We start from the raw sequence: 18,713 nt of genomic DNA on the forward strand, positions 1-18,713 counted from the left end.
CGTCCTCCTACTTCCCACCGTCGGACGCCTCGCGGACAGTCCGGTCGGTGTCGAAGGGCTTGGTCGTCACGGCGTGCGGCGTGCACAGCTCACCGCAGTCCAGCTCGGTCAACGCCTCGGCGGCGCTGTACGGCTGCCCGGTCTCCGGGTTCGTCTCCTGCCGCAGCTGCATGTACCGGTCGAAGTCGGCCGACTCCAGCGCCCTGACCTCGAAGTTCATCACGGCGTGGTAGACGCCGCACAGCTCGGCGCAGCGACCGACGAACGACCCGGTCCGGTCGATCTGGTCGATCTGGAACGCGTTGTCCTGGTTGTTCTTCTCCGGCTCGGGGAAGACGTCCCGCTTGAAGTGGAACTCCGGCACGTAGAACGAGTGGATGACGTCGGTCGACCGCAGGTTGAACCGGATCGACTTGCCCTGCGGCACCACCAGGAGCGGGATCTCGCCGGACGTGCCGACGGTGCTCACGGGCAGGTCCGCGGTCTCGGTCTTGTACTGGGGGTACTGGAACTCCCAGTTCCACTGGAACGCGATCACGTCGACCGTGACGTCGGGCGTCTTGGACTTGTCGGTGACGTAGTTCTGCGTCACCGCGGTGAAGTAGAACAACACCGCGACGATGATCGTCGGCACGACCAGCAGCACGAGCTCCAGCGGCAGGTTGTAGGCGACCTGGCGGGGCAGCTCCTCGCTCTTCTTGCGGTGGAACGCGACCGACCAGAGGATCAGGCCCCACACGATCACGCCGACCGCGAGAGCCGCGACGACCGACCAGGTCCACAGCTCGCGCATCGCCTCGGCCTGCGGCGTCACGGCCACCGGCCAACCGAAGCGCAGCACCTCTTCCGTGGAGCAACCCGTGGCCCCGACGCCGACCAGGCCGACCAGCCCGCCGACCTTCGCCAGCCGGGCTGCCCTGGTGCCCTCCTTCAGGCCCACTGCTCGCCGCCTCCTCAGTCGCCCTCAACGTCAAAAAGCTCGCAGGCAGGGGCGTGGATGCGCCCCATGCCGGATCATGCGGGAGCGTAGCTCAGCGCACGGCGCGTCACCCGTCGGGGGCTGCCCCCTTGGAGTGCAGTTTCGGTCACACACCGGCCCCCCGGCATACTGGAGTCTTCTCCACACGACACGAAGGGTGTTTACGGCGTGTGCGGCCTGGTAGGACTGGTTTGCCCTGGCGAGAACGAGGCCGAGCGGGCGCGCTCGGCGGTGGCGGGGGCACTGCGCTGCATGCGCCACCGCGGCCCCGACGAGAGCGGCACCTGGCAGGGCGGTGAGGTCGTCTTCGGCTTCAACCGCCTGTCCATCATCGACATCGAGCACTCGCACCAACCCCTGCACTGGGGTCCGCACGACCAGCAGGGTCGGTACGCGATCCTGTTCAACGGCGAGATCTACAACTACGTGGAGCTGCGCGCGGAGCTGACCAAGCAGTTCGGCGCCGTGTTCGCCACCGACGGCGACACCGAGACGATCGTGGCCGCCTACCACTACTGGGGCCCGGCCGCCGTGGCCAGGCTGCGCGGCATGTTCGCGTTCCTGATCTGGGACAAGGCGCGGCGGGTCGTCTTCGGCGCGCGCGACCCGTTCGGCATCAAGCCGCTGTACTACGCGGCCGGTCCGGGCGGCGTGGCGTTCTCCAGCGAGAAGAAGTCGGTGCTGGAGCTGGCGCCGACGATCGGCATCCGCCCGAAGGTGGACGAGAAGGCCCTGCAGCACTACCTGATCCTGCAGTACGTGCCGGAGCCGGAGTCGCTGCAGAGCGAGGTCCACCGCATCGAGTCCGGCACGTCGTTCACGCTCACGCCGGGCGGCAAGCCGGTGGTCGAGCGGTACTTCCCGGCCACGTTCCGGCCGCGCGCGGTGCGCGGCGAGGCGGACGAGAACCGGCTGTACGACGAGATCACCGAGGCGTTGCGCGACTCGGTGGCCAAGCACATGCGGGCGGACGTGACGGTCGGCTCGTTCCTGTCCGGCGGCATCGACTCGACCGTGGTCGCGGCGCTGGCCAAGGAGCACAACCCGGACCTGATCACGTTCACCACGGGGTTCGAGCGGCAGGGCTACTCCGAGATCGACGTGGCCGCCGAGTCGGCCGCCGCGATCGGGGTCAAGCACGTGGTCCGGGCGGTGACGGCGCAGGAGATGATGGACGCCCTGCCGCTGATCACGTGGTACCTGGACGACCCGGTCGCCGACCCGGCGCTGGTGCCGTTGTGGTTCATCGCCCGCGAGGCGCGTGAGCACGTGAAGGTCGTGCTGTCTGGCGAGGGCGCGGACGAGCTGTTCGGCGGCTACACGATCTACCGCGAGCCGCTGTCGCTGGCGCCGTTCGAGAAGGTGCCGGGCGCGTTGCGCAAGGCCATGGGCAAGGTGTCCACGAAGATCCCGCAGGGCGTGCGCGGCAAGGACCTGCTGCGGCGCGGTGCGCTCACGCTGGAGGAGCGCTACTACGGCAACGCGCGGATCTTCATGGACGACCAGATCCAGCAGGTGCTGCGCACGTACGACCCGAACGTGTCGCACAAGGACGTGACGGCGCACGTGTACCGGGAGTCGGAGAGCTGGGACCCGGTGACGCGGATGCAGCACGTGGACCTGTTCACGTGGCTGCGCGGCGACATCCTGGTCAAGGCCGACAAGATGACGATGGCGAACTCGCTCGAGCTGCGGGTGCCGTTCCTGGACCCCGAGGTGTTCCGGATCGCGTCGCAGGTGCCGTCGGAGCTGAAGCTCACCAAGGAGACGACCAAGCACGCGTTGCGCCGGGCGATCCGCGACATCGTGCCCGCGCACGTGCTCAACCGGCGCAAGCTGGGCTTCCCGGTGCCGATCCGGCACTGGCTGAAGGACGAGATGCACGACTGGGCGGTGGAGACCGTGCGCCAGTCGCAGACCGACCAGTACCTCGACAAGGGCGCGGTGCTGCGGATCATCGAGGAGCACCGGTCGGGTGTCGCGGACCACAGCAGGCGGATCTGGGCGCTGCTGGTGTTCATGATCTGGCACGGGATCTTCGTGGAGGGCCGGATCCGCCCGGTCGTCCCCGAGCCGCACTACCCCGTCAAGCTCTAGCTGTCACGGTGCAGGCCCCCGGCGCGCGTGTGCCGGGGGCCTTCGCGCGTGGTCTCAGCCGGCCTTCTCCACCGGTTCGAGCTCGCACCTCGCGTCGGTCTTCTCCGCCATGATCCGGGAGACGTCGCCGACCAGCCTGGCCAGGTGCTCCTTGGTGCGGGCCAGTTGCCCGATGCGGGCCTCGACGGACGCCAGCTCGTCGTTGAGCATGCGCAGGAGCGGCACGCAGCCCGCCTCGTCGTCGGGCAGCTGGACGTCCTGGTCGAACGCGTGCGCGAGCACCAGCCTGGCCAGGCGCACGTTCAGGCCGGAGCTGATGAGGCAGCGGACGCTGCGGACGCGTTCCACGTCGGACTCGTCGTAGACGCGGTAGCGGGAATCCGTGCGCTGGGGCGTGAGCAGGCCCTGCTGGTCGTAGTAGCGCAGCATGCGCACCGTGGCGCCGGTCTTCTCCGCGAGCTCTCCGATCAGCACTTATTCCCACCCCTGTCCAGAAGAGCGCTTGATCACGCAACCTTGACCCTGACGTCAGTGTCACACTTTAGCGTCGTTCCCGTGATCGCCTTCATCCTGATGCTCAGCGCGTTCGCGGTGGGCACCTCCGAGTTCATCATCGTCGGCGTGCTGCCCGAGGTGGCCGCCGACCTCGGCGTCGACGTGCCGACCGCGGGCCTGCTGGTGACCGCCTACGCCATCTCGGTCGCCCTGGGCGGTCCGGTGCTCACCGTGCTCACCGGGCGCATCGCGCGGCGCAAGCTCCTGATCTCCGTCATGGCGCTGGCCCTGGTGGCTTCCCTCGGCAGCGCCCTGGCCGTCGACTACACCCTGCTCATGGTGGCGCGCATGGTGGCCGCGCTCGCGCAGGGCCTGTTCTTCGCGGTGGCGTCCCAGATCGCGATCGCCGCCGTGCCGCCGGAGAAGCAGACCGCGGCCATCGCCAAGGTCGTCAACGGTGTCGCCCTGTCCACCATCCTCGGCATCCCGCTCGGCACGCTGATCGGGCAGAACTACGGCTGGCGGGCATCGTTCGTGCTGGTCAGCGCGTTGACCGCGATCGGGCTCGTCGGGGTCGTGCTCGGCACGCCGAAGGTCGCGCACGAGCCGGACCCCGGCGTGCGGGCCAGCCTGTTCGCGTTCGGCAGGCGGACCGTGCTGCTGGGGCTGGCCACCACGATCCTGTCGTTCACCGGTCTGATCACGGCGTTCACGTACGTGGCGCCGGCGTTGCGCGAGGTGAGCGGTTTCGAGCCGGGTTGGGTGACCGGCGTGCTGCTCGTGTACGGCCTGGGGACGCTCGTCGGCAGCACGCTGGCGGGCAAGGTGGCGCCGGACCGGATCGCCCGCGTGCTGCCGATCCCGCTGGCCGTGCTCGGCGTGATGCTGCTGGCGCAGGGGCTGATGCTGGAGAGCAGGGTGGCGGCCGTGGTGAGCGTGTTCGTGCTGGGCGCGAGCGCGTTCACGGCGGGTCCACTGATCCACACCTACCTGATGGGGCAGGCGGGTTCGGCGGCCGGGCTGGTCGCCTCGGTGAACATCTCCGCGTTCAACGTGGCCGCGGCGCTCGGCCCGATGCTCGGCGGCGTGGTGCTGACCAGCGGGCTCGGCCTGCGGTGGGTCGGGACCGTCGGCGGCCTGTCGACCGTCCTGGGCGTGGGGGTCGCCCTGGTGGTGGGCAGGGTGACCGCCCGCCCCGCGACGTCCACCGCGCCCACACCGCTGACCGCGCACGTGTGAGCGAGCCCTACCGGGCGGTACTACCGTCCGGTAGGGCTTCTGTCAAGACTTCGGCACGCATACGGTCGCCGGTGTGAAGAACACCGAGGCGGACACGTTGGCCGAGCTGATCGAGGACTGCACCGACCTGCCGCGCGAGCTGCGGGGCGCGGAGGCCAAGCCCCACCCCGAGCCCTGGTCCGCGACGCCGTGGCGGGTGGACGACGCCAACTACGCCCAGGTCGCCGACCTGGACGCCTACGTCTGAGACCCGGCCGGACCGGACGTTCAGCCGGCCCGGTCCTCGAGCGGGTCGGCCTGGACCTCATCACGCACGGGCGGCGGGTGGCGCGGTTCGCGGTCCCCCGCACCGCCCTCGTCCGGGCGCTCCTCGAAGTCGATCACGACCGTGGCGCCGCGGCGCACCCGTCGCCCGGCGGTCGGGTCCTGCGCGGTGACGACCCAGGTTCCCGGCCAGGTCAGCGCGCCCAGCGGCGGACCGTCCACGTCACGCGAGGTCACCACCACGCCGGCGTCGTGGCCCGTCTGGCGGGCCTGCCGAACGGTCAGACCCACGAGGTGGGGCACTTCCGCGTCAGCCATGGCTCCAGCGTCTCACCGAGCGCAACGGAAAAGCCCCCGCCGTAGCGAGGGCCCTTCCGGGAACCGCGGTCCAGCGGGTCGATCAGTGGAACGAGTCGCCGCAGGCGCACGAACCGCCGGCGTTCGGGTTGTCGATGGTGAAACCCTGCTTCTCGATCGTGTCGACGAAGTCGATCACGGCACCCTCGACGTACGGCGCGCTCATGCGGTCGACGGCCACCTTCATGCCGCCGAAGTCGCGCAGCGCGTCACCGTCGAGCGTGCGCTCGTCGAAGAACAGCTGGTAACGCAGCCCCGCACAACCACCGGGCTGGACGGCGATGCGCAGGTGCATGTCGTCGCGCCCCTCCTGGTCCAGCAGCGCCTTGGCCTTCACGGCAGCCGCGTCGGTCAGCGTCACGCCGTGGGTGGGCGGGGCGTCAGGAGTCGAGGTGACTGCGTCCTGAGCGGTCGTCATGGCTCTCCCTCAGAGGTCCTTTGCGGGCATCTATCTCCGGGCAACACGGGAAGTACCCGCTTTGTTCCTACCCCCATGGTCGCACAGACGTCAGGGCCGGGAGTGTGACCACTGCCTCGCCACGCGGGCGGCGAGGTCGGCCAGGGTCCCGTGCGGGTCCGCGAGGCTGCGCTCCACCGACCCGGCGTGCTCGGCCACCGCGTACGACTCCTGCACGCCCGCCGCCGCTGCCTCCCGCCTGCCCACCGTGACCTGGCCCGCGAGCACCACGCAGGGCACGCCGCGCTCGGCCGCGCCACCGGCGACGGCGGTCACCAGCTTCCCGCGCAGCGACTGCCAGTCGAAGCTCCCCTCACCGGTCACGGCCAGGTCGGCGTGGTCCAGCGCTTCATCCAACCGGGTGAGTTCCCGCACCATTCCCGCGCCGGACGCCACCTCCGCCCCGAGCGCCACCAGCGCGGCCCCGAGACCACCCGCCGCACCCGCGCCGGGCCGGTCGCGGACCTCGGCCAGCTCGTCCATCGCGGCCAGCCGCGCCTCCAGCCGTGCCACCGCTTCGGGTGACGCGCCCTTCTGCGGGCCGAACGTGCGCGCGGCTCCGTGCGGGCCCAGCAGCGGGTTCTCCACGTCGGCGGCGGCGACCAGCCGGGCGGTGACGGCGCGGACGGTCTCGCGCAGCCCCGCGCCGCCGTCCGTCGTCCCCGAGCCGCCGAGGCCGACCACGATCGTGTGCACGAGGGCGTCACCGGCCGCGTTGACCAGCTCGCCGACACCCCTGGTGGTGGCGGTCTCGGCGGCCCGCGCGCGCTCGTCGACGGGGACGAGGTGCAGGCCACAGGCCTGGGCCGACTCGACGTACGCGGTCCCGTCGTGCTCCAGCCACCTCGCCTCGACGGGCGCGCCGAGCGGTCCGGTGACGGTCGTCGTGCGGAGCGTGCCGCCCAGCGCGGCGTGCAGGACGTCCACGAAACCGGGTCCGCCGTCGGCCAGCGGGCGCAGGTGGAGCTCGTCGTCGGGAGCGGTGCGGCGCCAGCCCTCGGCCACGGCCTCGGCGACCTCACGCGCGGTCAGCGTTCCGCCGAAGCAGTCCGGCGCAATAACAACTCGCACCTCGCGAACAGTACTTATCGGGGCATCTCCTACTCTGGTGTGGTGAGGTTCCTGCGCCGCAACGCCGACGAAACCGCCGAGACCACCACCGAGGACGCTCCCGCGGAGGTGAACCCGGCCGATCCGTCGCGCACGCCAGGCAAGGGGCGGCCCACGCCGAAGCGACGCGAGGCCGAGGGCAAGCGACGCGGTCCGGTGCCGCCGCCGCCCCGGACGCAGCGGGAGGCGTTGAAGCGGGCGCGCGGGAACAAGGTGTCCAAGGAGGAGCGCCGCGCGGCGGCGGCCGAGCGCCGGCAGCGGATGATGGCGGGCGAGGACAAGTACCTCCTGCCCCGCGACCGCGGCCCGGTGAAGGCCTACATCCGCGACGTGGTCGACTCGCGGCGCAACCTCATGGGCCTGTTCATGCCGCTGGCCATCCTGGTGTTCGTCGCGCTGCTCGTGCCGATGCCGGCCGTCCAGCAGTACGCGACGCTGCTGACCACGTTCATGCTGCTGGCGATGATCGTGGAGGGCTTCGTGCTCGGCCGGATGGTGAACCGGCGGGTGCGGCTGAAGTTCCCCAACGACACCACCCGCGGCCTGTCCATCGGCTGGTACTCGTTCATCCGGGCCAGCCAGTTGCGGCGCCTGCGCGTGCCCAAGCCGAGGGTGAGCCCCGGCGACAAGGTCTGACCTGCGACGATGACCGCACCGGCCCTCGCCACGACCTTCGGCGGGGGCCGGTCGCCGTGCTGCACGCCGAGTTCATTAGCAACCCGAACGACCTGGTACTAGGCTTGGCCGCATGGAGTTCCGACGCCTCGGCCGCAGTGGCCTGAACATCAGCGAGATCTCGTACGGCAACTGGCTCACCCACGGTTCCCAGGTCGAGGAGGACCAGGCGACGGCCTGCGTCCGGGCCGCGCTCGACGCGGGCATCACCACGTTCGACACCGCCGACGTCTACGCCAACACCAAGGCGGAGTCGGTGCTGGGCCGCGCGCTGACCGGCCGGCGCCGCGAGTCGCTGGAGATCTTCACCAAGGTCTTCTGGCCGACCGGCCCCGGCGGCCCGAACGACAAGGGCCTCGGCCGCAAGCACATCATGGAGTCGATCAACGGCTCGCTGGAGCGGCTGCAGACCGACTACGTCGACCTCTACCAGGCGCACCGGTACGACAAGTCGGTGCCGCTGGAGGAGACGATGCTGGCCTTCGCCGACGTCGTCCGCTCCGGCAAGGCCCTCTACATCGGCGTGTCCGAGTGGAACGCCGACCAGATCGCCCGCGGCGCGGCGCTCGCGCGTGAGCTGAACGTGCCGTTCATCTCGAACCAGCCCCAGTACTCGATGCTGTGGCGCGTCATCGAGTCGCAGGTCGTGCCGACCTCGGAGCGCGAGGGCATCAGCCAGATCGTGTGGTCGCCCATCGCCCAGGGCGTGCTGACCGGCAAGTACCTGCCGGGCCAGCCGGTGCCGGAGGGCTCGCGGGCGACCGACGAGAACGGGTCGAAGTTCATCCAGCGCTTCCTGCGCGACGAGGTGCTGACGAAGGTCCAGCAGCTCAAGCCGCTCGCCGACGAGGCGGGCCTGTCGCTCGCCCAGCTCGCGGTCGCGTGGACCCTGCAGAACCCGAACGTGGCCAGCGCGATCATCGGCGCGTCGCGCCCGGAGCAGGTGCACGAGAACGTGAAGGCCGCCGGCGTGAAGCTGGAGGACGAGCTGCTGAAGAAGATCGACGACGTGCTCGAGGGCGTCGTCGAGTCCGACCCGCGGTTCACCGTCACCCCCTGACGCACGTGACGTCGTGAAGCCCCGCTCGGACGACCCGGGCGGGGCTTCGCGGTCGATCGGGGTGGTTCACCGCCGACTCACCGGCTCGCCCGTTCACTGTGGTCGTGCGCGAACCGAACGACCGGCGACCCGGTGACGTCCTCGTGGAACGGCTGGTCGAGCTCGACTCGGCGAAACGACCGAACGGGGTGGCGGCTCGCACCGAGGCGTTCCGAGAGCTTCACGAGCACGCCCACGACCGGGCACTGCTGTCCGACCCGGACGGGAGCCGCTGGCTGGTGGCGCTGACGGCGCACCCGAGCGGCTCGGTGCGCGCCATCGCGGTCAGCGCCCTCGCCCGGAACCCCGATCCCGCGCACCAGAAGATCATGGTCGGAGCGCTGTCCGACCCCGACCCGCGCCTGGTGGTGCCCGCCGTGCGCGGTCTGACCGCAGAGTCGGTGGCGGAGGTCTTCGACCGGTTGATCGCGCTGGTGAACCGGCCCGGCAGGCCGTGGGCCCACGCCCGCCGATGCGCCGCGCGGCGCATCGCCGAGTCCGGACACCCGCGGCGGCTGTCCATCCTGGCCGGCGCGCTGGCGCACGCGGATCACGGCGGCGCGCACGACATCGCGCACACGCTCGCTCGCGGGGGCGACCCCGGCGTCGCCCCCGCGCTGATCGAGCAGCTGCGCACCCGCACCGCGAACCCGGGCGCGGTCGCGTTCACGCTCGGCCACCTCCGCATCGCCGAGGCGACCGATCCACTCATCGACGCGCTGCACCCGACCGACGTCGCGCAGACGACGGCCGTGCTCCAGGCGCTGGGCAAGCTCGGGGTGGACCGGGCGGCGCCCGCCGTCGAGTCGATGCTCGCCCACCGGCAGGCGGTCGTGCGCGAGGCCGCCCTGCTGGCCTTGGCGCGGATCGGCGGTCCGCTGGTCGTGCCCGCCGCCCTCGCCGCCACCGACGACGGCGATCCGGCCGTCCGGGAACGCGCCATCCGGGTGTTGGCCGCGCACGGTGACCAGCGCGCGGTCGGGCGCCTGGCGGCGGCGTGCGACGGACGGCACGTCCGCGTCGCGCTCACGGGGCTCGTGCGGCTGGCCGAGCCCCCGGTCGCGCCGACCCTGGCGGACGTCCTGCAGAGGACCACCGACCGGCGTACGCGCAAGCTCGCCGGTCGGGCCCTCGCGCGCATCGGCGCAGGGCCGCGGCTGCCCACGTGGCACCAGGACCGCGTGGTCCGTCGGGTCGCCGTCTGGGTGGTCGGGCAACGCGCCGACCCCGGCGGGGCCCACGTGCTGATCAGGGCCTTGAAGGACGAGGACGAACTGGTCCGCGCCCGAGCCGCCGCCGGACTGGGACGGGTGGCGGTCGCCGAAGCGCTCGCACCGCTGACGGACGCCCTGGACGATCCCCGGCCGCGGGTGCGCGCCAACGCCGCCACCGCCCTGGGGCGCATCGCTCCAGCCGACCTGCGCGACCGCCTGGCAGCCGCCCTCCTCGACCCGCACCCGGCCGTCCGGTCCGCGGCCACCGCGGCCCACCGGTGATGCCGAGGACGCGGCGCCTCACTCGGCCGGGGCGAGGGACATCGGGCCGTAGACCTCGGACTCGCTGCGCAGCAACGTCACCTGCGCGACGCCGGCCTCCCGCAGCTCGACCCACGCGGCGGAGAACCAGTCCTCGGCCGCGGCCTGGTCGGGGAAGGCAACCACCGGGCCGTCGATCTCGCGGCCCTGATCGTCCTGGTACCGCCACCGGTAGTCCATGACGAGCCTCCTCACGATGTGCCGTGCGGGTAACGTTCCCGGTCAGGCTATGTCCTCTTGTGACGGTTGGAGTGCGGTGTGACGCGTCGGACACTGGTGCTGGGCGGCGCGCGTTCGGGCAAGTCCGCGCACGCCGAGGGACTGCTCACCGAGGACGTGGTGACGTACGTCGCCACCGCCCGCCGCTATCCCGACGACGCCGACTGGGAGCTGCGGATCGCCCAGCACGTGGCCCGCCGTCCCAGCACGTGGACGACGGTGGAAGCGCCCGCGCCGAGCGACCTGATCGCCCTGCTCACCGCCACCAGCGAGGCCGACCCGCCGATCCTGGTGGACGACGTCGCCACCTGGCTCAACGGCGTGCTGGACGACGCGGGCGCCTGGGAGGGCCACGGCATGGGCGCGGTCGACCAGGAGTGCTCGGCACTGGTCCACGCCGTCGCCACCACCCGCGCCCGTTTGGTCCTCGTCTCGGCGGAGGTCGGCCTCGGCGTCGTGCCCAGCACGCACTCTGGCAGGCTCTTCCGCGATCACCTCGGTTCGCTCAACGCGCGGCTGGCCGAGGTGTGCGACGAGGTGCTGCTGGTCGTCGCCGGAATCCCACTGCGACTGCGCGAACCCGGAGGTAGTCGGTGACCATCGAGTTCCCGTCCGTCGAGCCGCCCAGCGCGGACGTGCGCACCAAGGCGTTGGCCAGGCACGCCGTGCTCACCAAGCCCGTCGGCTCACTGGGCAGGCTGGAGGAGCTCGGCGCCTGGGTGGCCGCCTGCCAGGGCGAATGCCCGCCCAAGCCCTTCACCCGCCCCCGCGTGGTCGTCTTCGCGGGCGACCACGGCATCGCGCAGCACGGCGTCTCGGCCTACCCGCCCGAGGTCACCGGCCAGATGGTCGCGAACTTCCTGGCCGGCGGCGCGGCGGTGAACGTCCTGGCCAACGTCGCCGGCGCGACCGTCCGCGTGGTCGACCTGGCCGTCGACTCCGAGACCGCCGTCGGCGACTTCAAGGTCCGCCGCGGCTCCGGCTCCATCGACCGCGAGGACGCCCTCACCCTCGAAGAGGCCGAGCGAGCCGTCGAGATCGGCCGCAAGCTCGTGGACGACGAGGTCGACGGCGGCGCGGACCTGCTCATCGCCGGCGACATGGGCATCGGCAACACCACCCCCGCCGCGGTCCTCATCGCCGCCCTCACCGGCTCCGAACCCGTCGCCGTGGTGGGCCGGGGAACCGGCATCGACGACCACGGCTGGATGCGCAAGACGGCCGCGATCCGGGACGCCCTCCGCCGGGCCCGCCCGGTGATCAACGACCCGGTGGCCCTGCTCGCCGCCTCCTCCGGCGCGGACATCGCCGCCATCGCGGGCTTCCTCGCCCAAGCCGCGGTCCGCAAGACCCCCGTCATCCTCGACGGCGTGGTGGTCGGCGCAGCCGCCGTGGTCGCCGAGGAACTCGCGCCCGGCGCCCGCGACTGGTGGGTCGCCGCCCACCGCTCCGTCGAACCCGCGCACGCCTTGGCCCTGGGCCACCTCAGCCTGGAGCCGTTGCTGGAGTTCGACATGCGCCTGGGCGAAGGCTCCGGCGCCGTCGCCGCCCTCCCCCTGGTCGTGATGGCCACCCGCATCCTGGCCGAGATGGCGACGTTCGACAGCGCGGGCGTCTCCGGACCAGCCTGATGCGACTGGCGTTGTCGTGGCTGACCGTCCTGCCCGTCCGCGTCGGCTCCGACGAGGTCGACGCGCGGGCGGCACGGCACGCCATCGCCTTCGCCCCGTTCGTCGGCCTTCTGCTGGGCGGGGCAGCCACCGCCCTCCTGCTCCTACCGCTACCCGACCTCGTCGCCGGCTTCCTGGTCGTCGGGTTCCTGGCCCTGGCCACGCGCGGAATGCACCTGGACGGCCTGGCCGACACCGCCGACGGCCTCGGCTGCTACGGACCGCCTGAACGCGCCCTGGCCGTGATGAAAGACGGCGGCGCCGGCCCGTTCGCGGTAGTGGCGCTGATCGTCGTGCTCGGCGCGCAAGCCGCCGCCTTCCCCACCGTCGAATGGGGAACCGTCCTCCTGGCCCTGACCACCGGCCGCGCCGCATTCATCCTCTGCTGCCGCCACGGCATCCCCGCCGCACGCCCCGAAGGCCTGGGCGCACTGGTAGCCGGCACCCAACCACTCCGGACAGCCCTGACCTGGTGGACCGCCCTGGCCATCGCGGCCTACTTCATCCACCCCTGGCAAGGCCCGCTCTCGATCGCCCTCGCCGCCGCCCTGGTCACGCTACTGATCCACCACACCCGCAAACGATTCGGCGGAATCACCGGCGACGTGCTGGGCGCCGCCTGCGAAACGGCCACGCTGACCGTCCTGGCCGTCAACACGCTCTGACCGACGAGCTACCACGGTTCCCAGCCGGTCAGTGGCCCCGACGCCACAGTGTGTAGAGGCCCGCCGCCACCGCATCCACCACGATGAGGGCCTCCAAGCCCGCCACGAGGTACACACCTGCGGAGAGCACCATCAAGGAGATCAACGCGACCAAGTCGACGAGGCGGGCGCGTTCACGGTCGGCGTGCGCCTGATCGGCCGGGGCTGGACCCGCCGACGACGGATCGGCCGGGGCGGGACGGAGTTCCCCGGCTCGGTGAGCGCCTGACCGACGAGGTTCTGGCGAAGTCGTAGCCACACCTCATCGTAGCTCATTGTATGGCCCGTTGTCCTTGAACGGCATCGAACGACTTCGTAGTGACTACTCCACTGCCTGCGTCACCGTTCCCATACGTTCACGATCGTTCAAAATCGCAGTACAGTGAGCCGGTGAATCCGGTTGACCCAGCCCTGCTCCACACTTTCGCCGCCGACCTGAAGGCATGGCACATCGCGCTCGGCGAGCCGAGCTACACCGCGATCAGCCGAACCGCGAGCAGGCACGGGGAGTCACTGTCGCCGGCGAGCATCAACAACCTCCTCACCGGGAAGCGCCTGACCAGTTCCGCCATCGCGCTGGCCTTCGTCCGCAACGTGCTGCGCCACGTCGGCAACCACGACGAGGCCGTGCACCAGTCGGAAGTGGGCCGTTGGCTGAAGCGCTGGACCGAGGTGCGCAATTCGACCAACCCCGCCCTGATCACCATCGCACCGGACGTGGACCGCGCCGACAGCCCGATGGCCAACCACTCGAACACGGACACCCCTCCCGCGCCGGGGGGCACGAGCCCCGCACCACCGGAGCAACCGATCGCGCCGAAGGAGACGAGGCGCCCACCCGCGTCCGAGCTACTGCCCCCGAACCTCCGGATCTTCCGCGCCATGGTGGATGAGGCGATGCGCGCCAGAGATCCGCAGGAACGGCAGTGGGCCGACGCGAGGTGGGGGTGTTACGCGTTCTACGACTTCGACGGCGAACCGATCTACGTCGGCCAGACGAACGAACGGCTGCGCACCCGCGTCCGGCGGCACCTGACGAACCAGCGCACCGACGCGGTCGCCATGCGCATCTTCGACGTCATGGAAGTTGCCGAGGTCGAATTGTGGCCGTTGTGGGAACTGGAGCACGCCGGGGTATCGGATCTCGCGGCCAGGGAACGCATTGACCGGGTCGAGTACACGATCTACCGGAACGCCTTGGAACAGAGCCCGATCGGCCTGTTGCTCAACGAGAAGATCCCCCGCCAGAGCGAGCCGGTCGACCTGCCGCCGTCTGCGCGGTTTCCGTTGGTGGACGCGACGATCCGACAGACGCAAGGCGCGCCGGACATCCGCATCGCCCGGAGCGCCGAAACCTTGTCGCGCCTGTCCTCCGTGGCGGCCGAGCGAGGCATCGTCAGCACCGGCCTGCGCCGGGTAATGGTGGTACAGGCAGCCCGACTCACCCGACTCACCGCATCCCGCCACGCTTACGCGGCCGGTCTGCACCAGCCACCACCGAACCTGGTCGACCTCCGCTACCTGCGAGCCCCGGACCCGGACTGACCACACGCCGACCAAACCAACCTGCCCGCAGCGGACCCGCCACACCCCCACCGAGGCCCGATTTGACATGGGTTCGGGTGCTTTAGGCTGGTCGAAGCCGGGAGTGCCCGTAAGGGCCCCATGTCAAATCGAGCCGGAATTGACCATCGACCCTTAGCTAATCTTCACCATCCACCCGTGAGGATCAGCCAGGAGCCCTTGCTGGATCCCCGTCAAGTGGTTGCGCAGCTTCATCGTCACATCCCCGGTAACACCACCGGAAACCGAGAACTCACCACCCGCGTGCTTCACGTGCCCCACCGGCGTGATCACCGCCGCCGTCCCGCACGCGAACACCTCGGTCAACTCACCCGACTCGGCCTTCTTCTCCCACTCCTCGGTGGAGATCCGCCGCTCCTCCACCGCGTGACCGAAATCGGCGGCCAACCGCAGCAACGAGTCGCGGGTGATCCCGGGCAACAGCGCACCGGACAGCTCCGGCGTCACCACCCGCGCGTTCTCCCCCGCGCCCAGGACGAAGAACAGGTTCATCCCACCCATCTCCTCGACCCACCGCCGCTCCACCGCGTCGAGCCACACGACCTGGTCGCACCCCTGCTCGGCGGCCTGCGCCTGCGCCACCAACGACGCCGCGTAGTTGCCCGCGAACTTGGCCGCACCGGTCCCGCCGGGCGCCGCGCGCACGTACTCGGTCGACAACCACACCGTCACCGGCTTCAGCCCACCCGCGAAGTACGACCCGGCGGGCGACGCGATGAGCACGTACACGTACTCCTTCGCCGGCCGCACGCCCAGGCCCTTCTCCGTCGAGAACATGAACGGTCGCAGGTACAGCGACTCCTCGGGGATCGCGGGCACCCACCGCTCGTCCACGGCCAGCAGCTCCCGGATCGACTCCAGGAACAGCTCGTCGGGCAGCTCGGGCATCGCCAACCGGCGCGCCGACGCGCGGAAGCGCTCGGCGTTGGCCGAGGGGCGGAAGGACGCGATCGACCCGTCGGGCTGGCGGTACGCCTTGAGCCCTTCGAAGATCGCCTGGCCGTAGTGCAGCACCATGGCCGCCGGGTCCAGCTCCAACGAGCGGTAGGGCTCGACGACGGCGTCGTGCCAGCCCTGCTCCTGGTTCCAGCGGATCGTCACCATGTGGTCGGTGAAGTGCTGCCCGAAGCCCGGCTTGGCAAGTACCTCCGCAACGCGCTCCGGGGTCGCCGGCTGCGGGTTGGGGGTCCGGGTGAAAGGCAACGCGGTCGTCATGACAGCACGATAGCCGCCACTTCTACGTCAGAAAATCGCTGTCCCGACGCTCGGACATCCGACCATCCAGCAGAACCGGGCGGGCCCTCAACCCACCGACTGCCGCACGCGACCCAGCGCGAGCAACCCGGTACCGAGCGCGAGCGCCACCCCGGTGATCACCAACGCCCCGGCGGGCGCGCTCATCGCCAGCAGCACCGACAGCCCCAACCCCAGGCACGCCGTGCGCATCGGCCACGTCCGGTCCTCCTGCAGCAGCACCCGCGCCGACGCGTTCGTGAAGCCGTAGTAGAACGCCGTGCCGCACGCGCCGACCGCCAACGCCGTGGCCGGCGGCAACACCACCACCGCGCCGACCGCCAGCGCCGCGCCCACCACGTCCAACGGCCAGCCCACCCGGATCGCCGGCAGATCACCCGTCTCGGTCAACCCGACCAGCGTGCGCCGCGCCGACGCCAGCACGAAGAACAGCGACGACACCGCCGCCACCGCCGCGCCGACCGCGAGCACGGGCAGCAGCCACTGCCCGTCGGCCACGATCAGCGCGTCGCGCAGCGGCGCGGGCGACAACGCCAACCGCGCCGACCCGAGCTGCCGCAGCACCGCCGCGCCGACCGCACCGCCGACCACCAGCACCACGCCGATCGCCACCGGCACCGCGACGTGCAGCACCCGAGCGGAGAACTCCTGGTCACCGCGTCGAGGAGCGGTGACGCGCTCGAACCCGACGAACACCGCGAACAACACCAGCGACGCGCCCATCACCCCGTCGAACCCGGCCGCGACGGACACGTCCCCGAGCCCGAAGGGGTTCTCCGGCGGCGCCACCGAGAAGCACACCAACGCCACCAGCACCAGCACGCCGAGCACTACCGCCACCGCCGCCACGCTCAGCCCGGTGCTCCACCGAACCCCGGCCGCACCCAATGCGGCCGTCAGCACGACCAACCCCACGGCCGCCTGCACCCGGTGCTCCGGGACCACGTACGCGCCGAACATCCCGGCCAACGCCGCGGCCATCCCCGCTCTGCCGACCAGGTGCGCGCTGGCCCCTATGCGCGCGGGCCAAGGGCCGAGCTGGTTGCGGATGTAGGCGTACCCACCGGGTGCGTCCGGATACGCGCGGTGCTGATCGGCGGTCGAGAACGCGCAGCACAACGCGGTCACCGCGGCTAAAACCAGACCGGGGAGGAACCACGGACCCGCCATGGCCGCGGCGGGGGCGAAACCGGTGAAGACACCGGCGCCCAGCGTCGCGCCGAGAGCGAGCGCCACGGCCCCGGCACGGGGCGTGATCGTCACCGGTACACGGTCCCATATCGACCAGGTGACGACTAACGCCCGCACGGCTGACCCCCGTTCGTGTTAATTGTTACTCCTTGCGATCGAAGGTGCGGCGCTCATGAGTGTGAACGGGACCTTTAGCATTCGTCCCGATCCACCCCATCCCGCCGCACGACCAGAAAGTGCCGGGAGGACCCCGTCAAGGAGCCGCAGTGACCGCGCCCAAGCTGGCCATCACCGACAGTGACCCGAGCAGCACCACCGCCGACGCCGTTGTGGTGGGCACAGTCCAGGGACCGGACGGTCTCGCCCTCGCGGCCGGGTCGGAGGCGGTGAACGCCGCGTTCGACGGCACGCTGCTCGACGTGCTCGACTCCGTCGGCGCGAGCGGCAAGGCGGACGAGGTCGTCACCGTACCGACGCTCGGCAAGCTCGCCGCCCGCGTCGTGCTCGCCGTCGGCTTGGGCAAGCCCGCCGACGACGGCTCGGTCACGGAGGACCAGGTGCGCCGCGCGTCCGGCGCCGCGGCCCGCGCGCTGTCCGGCCGCAAGCGCGCCGTCACCACGCTGTCCACCCTGCACCTCGGCCCCGCCGTCGAGGGCACCGTGCTGGGCGCGTACTCGTTCACCGAGTACAAGTCGAACAAGGGCGACGGCCCGGTCGCGCGCGTCGACCTCGTCGCGCCCGCCGAGGGCAACATCCGGGCGCACCGCGCGACCCTCAAGGCGTCCACCGCGATCGCCGAGGCCGTCACCGCGACCCGCGACTTCGTCAACACCCCGCCGAACGACCTGTTCCCGGCGTCGTTCGCGGACCGGGCCGCCGCCCTGGCCAAGGCCGAGGGGCTCGAGGTCGAGGTCCTCGACGAGAAGGCGCTGCGCAAGCAGGGCTTCGGCGGCATCCTCGGCGTCGGCGGCGGCTCCAGCCGTCCCCCGCGCCTGGTGCGCATCACCTACCGCGGCCCGAAGGCGGGCAAGAAGGTCGCGCTGGTCGGCAAGGGCATCACCTTCGACACCGGCGGCATCTCGATCAAGCCCGCCGCCGGCATGGACGAGATGACCTCGGACATGGGCGGCGCGGCGGCCGTGATCGCCACCGTCGTGCTGGCCGCGAAGCTGAAGTACCCGCTGGAGGTCACCGCCTGGGCGCCGATGGCCGAGAACATGCCGTCGGGCACCGCCTACCGGCCCGGCGACGTGCTGACCATGTACGGCGGCAAGACCGTCGAGGTGCTCAACACCGACGCCGAGGGCAGGCTGATCCTGTCCGATGCGATCGTGCGCGCCTGCGAGGACGCGCCCGACTACCTGATCGAGACGTCCACGCTGACCGGCGCGCAGGTCGTGTCGCTCGGCAAGCGGACCGCCGGCGTCATGGGCACCGAGGAGTTCCGCGACCGCGTGGCCGCGATCGGACGCGCGGTCGGCGAGCAGGCGTGGGCCATGCCGCTGCCGGACGAGCTGCGCGGCGACCTCGACTCGAAGGTGGCCGACATCGCGAACGTGGCGGGGCACCGGTTCGGCGGCATGCTCGCCGCGGGCGTGTTCCTGCGCGAGTTCGTGGCCGAGGACGTGACCTGGGCGCACATCGACGTGGCCGGTCCGTCGTTCCACACCGGCGGCCCGTACGGGTACACCACCAAGGGCGGCACCGGCGTGCCGGTGCGCACCATGGCGGCGGTGCTGGCCGACATCGCGGCGAACGGGTAGAGCCCGGGGCACTCGGTCCCC

General features: G+C 71.3%; 19 protein-coding genes. 11 read left to right on the forward strand and 8 right to left on the reverse strand.

From position 1 onward, the window contains the following. Positions 1–7 precede the first annotated feature (7 nt). Positions 8–940 carry an aa3-type cytochrome oxidase subunit II gene (ctaC, locus tag AB0H12_RS14825; RefSeq protein WP_499623428.1) on the reverse strand — a complete coding sequence of 311 codons (933 nt, stop codon included), beginning with the start codon at positions 938–940 and terminating at the stop codon, positions 8–10. Positions 941–1,147: 207 nt separating this feature from the next. On the opposite strand from ctaC, the gene asnB reads away from it, so the two are divergent. Continuing rightward, positions 1,148–3,076, forward strand: coding sequence for an asparagine synthase (glutamine-hydrolyzing) (asnB, locus tag AB0H12_RS14830; RefSeq protein WP_499623429.1), 1,929 nt, complete (start codon positions 1,148–1,150; stop codon positions 3,074–3,076). 54 nt (positions 3,077–3,130) lie between these two features. Here the strand turns inward: asnB and AB0H12_RS14835 are convergent, their stop codons facing one another. Beyond that, a complete protein-coding gene (locus tag AB0H12_RS14835) occupies positions 3,131–3,550 on the reverse strand; it encodes a MerR family transcriptional regulator (protein ID WP_499623430.1) in 420 nt (139 codons plus the stop codon). 81 nt (positions 3,551–3,631) lie between these two features. Between AB0H12_RS14835 and AB0H12_RS14840 the strand changes: the two genes are divergently transcribed. Both AB0H12_RS14840 and AB0H12_RS14845 read left to right on the forward strand, forming a co-directional pair. Beyond that, complete coding sequence (locus tag AB0H12_RS14840; RefSeq protein ID WP_499623431.1) at positions 3,632–4,810, forward strand: MFS transporter; 1,179 nt, start codon at positions 3,632–3,634, stop codon at positions 4,808–4,810. Between the two features lie 73 nt (positions 4,811–4,883). Further along, a complete protein-coding gene (locus AB0H12_RS14845) occupies positions 4,884–5,057 on the forward strand; it encodes a hypothetical protein (protein WP_499623432.1) in 174 nt (57 codons plus the stop codon). A 20-nt stretch (positions 5,058–5,077) separates the two neighbouring features. Here the strand turns inward: AB0H12_RS14845 and AB0H12_RS14850 are convergent, their stop codons facing one another. From AB0H12_RS14850 to AB0H12_RS14860, 3 genes are all read right to left on the reverse strand, one after another. Then, complete coding sequence (locus AB0H12_RS14850; RefSeq protein ID WP_499623433.1) at positions 5,078–5,392, reverse strand: PASTA domain-containing protein; 315 nt, start codon at positions 5,390–5,392, stop codon at positions 5,078–5,080. A gap of 82 nt (positions 5,393–5,474) precedes the next feature. Continuing rightward, positions 5,475–5,849, reverse strand: a complete 375-nt coding sequence (locus AB0H12_RS14855) for a HesB/IscA family protein (protein ID WP_073886506.1) — start codon at positions 5,847–5,849, stop codon at positions 5,475–5,477. 90 nt (positions 5,850–5,939) lie between these two features. Then, positions 5,940–6,959 carry a glycerate kinase family protein gene (locus AB0H12_RS14860; RefSeq protein WP_499623434.1) on the reverse strand — a complete coding sequence of 340 codons (1,020 nt, stop codon included), beginning with the start codon at positions 6,957–6,959 and terminating at the stop codon, positions 5,940–5,942. A gap of 42 nt (positions 6,960–7,001) precedes the next feature. Between AB0H12_RS14860 and AB0H12_RS14865 the strand changes: the two genes are divergently transcribed. The 3 genes from AB0H12_RS14865 to AB0H12_RS14875 all read left to right on the forward strand — a co-directional run bounded on the left by AB0H12_RS14865 (position 7,002) and on the right by AB0H12_RS14875 (position 10,268). Further along, positions 7,002–7,634, forward strand: a complete 633-nt coding sequence (locus AB0H12_RS14865; RefSeq protein ID WP_230566762.1) for a DUF3043 domain-containing protein — start codon at positions 7,002–7,004, stop codon at positions 7,632–7,634. A 112-nt stretch (positions 7,635–7,746) separates the two neighbouring features. Further along, positions 7,747–8,733, forward strand: a complete 987-nt coding sequence (locus tag AB0H12_RS14870) for an aldo/keto reductase family protein (protein WP_499623435.1) — start codon at positions 7,747–7,749, stop codon at positions 8,731–8,733. A 104-nt stretch (positions 8,734–8,837) separates the two neighbouring features. Continuing rightward, on the forward strand, positions 8,838–10,268 hold the full coding sequence (locus AB0H12_RS14875) for a HEAT repeat domain-containing protein (protein WP_499623436.1): 1,431 nt from the start codon (positions 8,838–8,840) through the stop codon (positions 10,266–10,268). A gap of 18 nt (positions 10,269–10,286) precedes the next feature. Here AB0H12_RS14875 and AB0H12_RS14880 read toward each other — a convergent pair whose 3' ends face one another. After that, the gene (locus AB0H12_RS14880) at positions 10,287–10,487 is read right to left on the reverse strand and encodes a hypothetical protein (protein WP_499623437.1); all 201 of its coding nucleotides are present in this window, start codon (positions 10,485–10,487) and stop codon (positions 10,287–10,289) included. Positions 10,488–10,565: 78 nt separating this feature from the next. On the opposite strand from AB0H12_RS14880, the gene cobU reads away from it, so the two are divergent. The 4 genes from cobU (at position 10,566) to AB0H12_RS14900 (ending at position 14,445) form a co-directional block, all read left to right on the forward strand. Beyond that, positions 10,566–11,123, forward strand: coding sequence for a bifunctional adenosylcobinamide kinase/adenosylcobinamide-phosphate guanylyltransferase (cobU, locus tag AB0H12_RS14885; protein WP_499623438.1), 558 nt, complete (start codon positions 10,566–10,568; stop codon positions 11,121–11,123). Further along, positions 11,120–12,157 (forward strand): nicotinate-nucleotide--dimethylbenzimidazole phosphoribosyltransferase, encoded by a 1,038-nt coding sequence (gene cobT / locus AB0H12_RS14890; RefSeq protein ID WP_499623439.1) that lies wholly within the window; start codon positions 11,120–11,122, stop codon positions 12,155–12,157. The genes cobU and cobT overlap by 4 nt, the downstream gene beginning before the upstream one ends. Further along, positions 12,157–12,861 (forward strand): adenosylcobinamide-GDP ribazoletransferase, encoded by a 705-nt coding sequence (locus tag AB0H12_RS14895; RefSeq protein ID WP_499623440.1) that lies wholly within the window; start codon positions 12,157–12,159, stop codon positions 12,859–12,861. Before cobT ends, AB0H12_RS14895 begins: the two co-directional genes overlap by 1 nt. 429 nt (positions 12,862–13,290) lie before the next feature. Continuing rightward, positions 13,291–14,445 (forward strand): GIY-YIG nuclease family protein, encoded by a 1,155-nt coding sequence (locus AB0H12_RS14900; protein WP_499623441.1) that lies wholly within the window; start codon positions 13,291–13,293, stop codon positions 14,443–14,445. Between the two features lie 153 nt (positions 14,446–14,598). On the opposite strand, the gene AB0H12_RS14905 is transcribed toward AB0H12_RS14900, so the two are convergent. Together AB0H12_RS14905 and AB0H12_RS14910 are read right to left on the reverse strand one after the other, a co-directional pair. Continuing rightward, positions 14,599–15,699 (reverse strand): branched-chain amino acid aminotransferase, encoded by a 1,101-nt coding sequence (locus tag AB0H12_RS14905; RefSeq protein ID WP_499623442.1) that lies wholly within the window; start codon positions 15,697–15,699, stop codon positions 14,599–14,601. Positions 15,700–15,786: 87 nt separating this feature from the next. After that, positions 15,787–17,001, reverse strand: a complete 1,215-nt coding sequence (locus AB0H12_RS14910) for an amino acid permease (protein ID WP_499623443.1) — start codon at positions 16,999–17,001, stop codon at positions 15,787–15,789. A gap of 194 nt (positions 17,002–17,195) precedes the next feature. Here AB0H12_RS14910 and AB0H12_RS14915 point away from each other — a divergent pair, with 194 nt between their 5' ends. Beyond that, positions 17,196–18,692, forward strand: coding sequence for a leucyl aminopeptidase (locus AB0H12_RS14915; RefSeq protein ID WP_499623444.1), 1,497 nt, complete (start codon positions 17,196–17,198; stop codon positions 18,690–18,692). Positions 18,693–18,713: the final 21 nt, after the last annotated feature.

Source organism: Actinosynnema sp. NPDC023794 (assembly GCF_040639675.1).
GTDB classification, from domain to species: Bacteria; Actinomycetota; Actinomycetes; order Mycobacteriales; family Pseudonocardiaceae; genus Actinosynnema; species Actinosynnema luteola.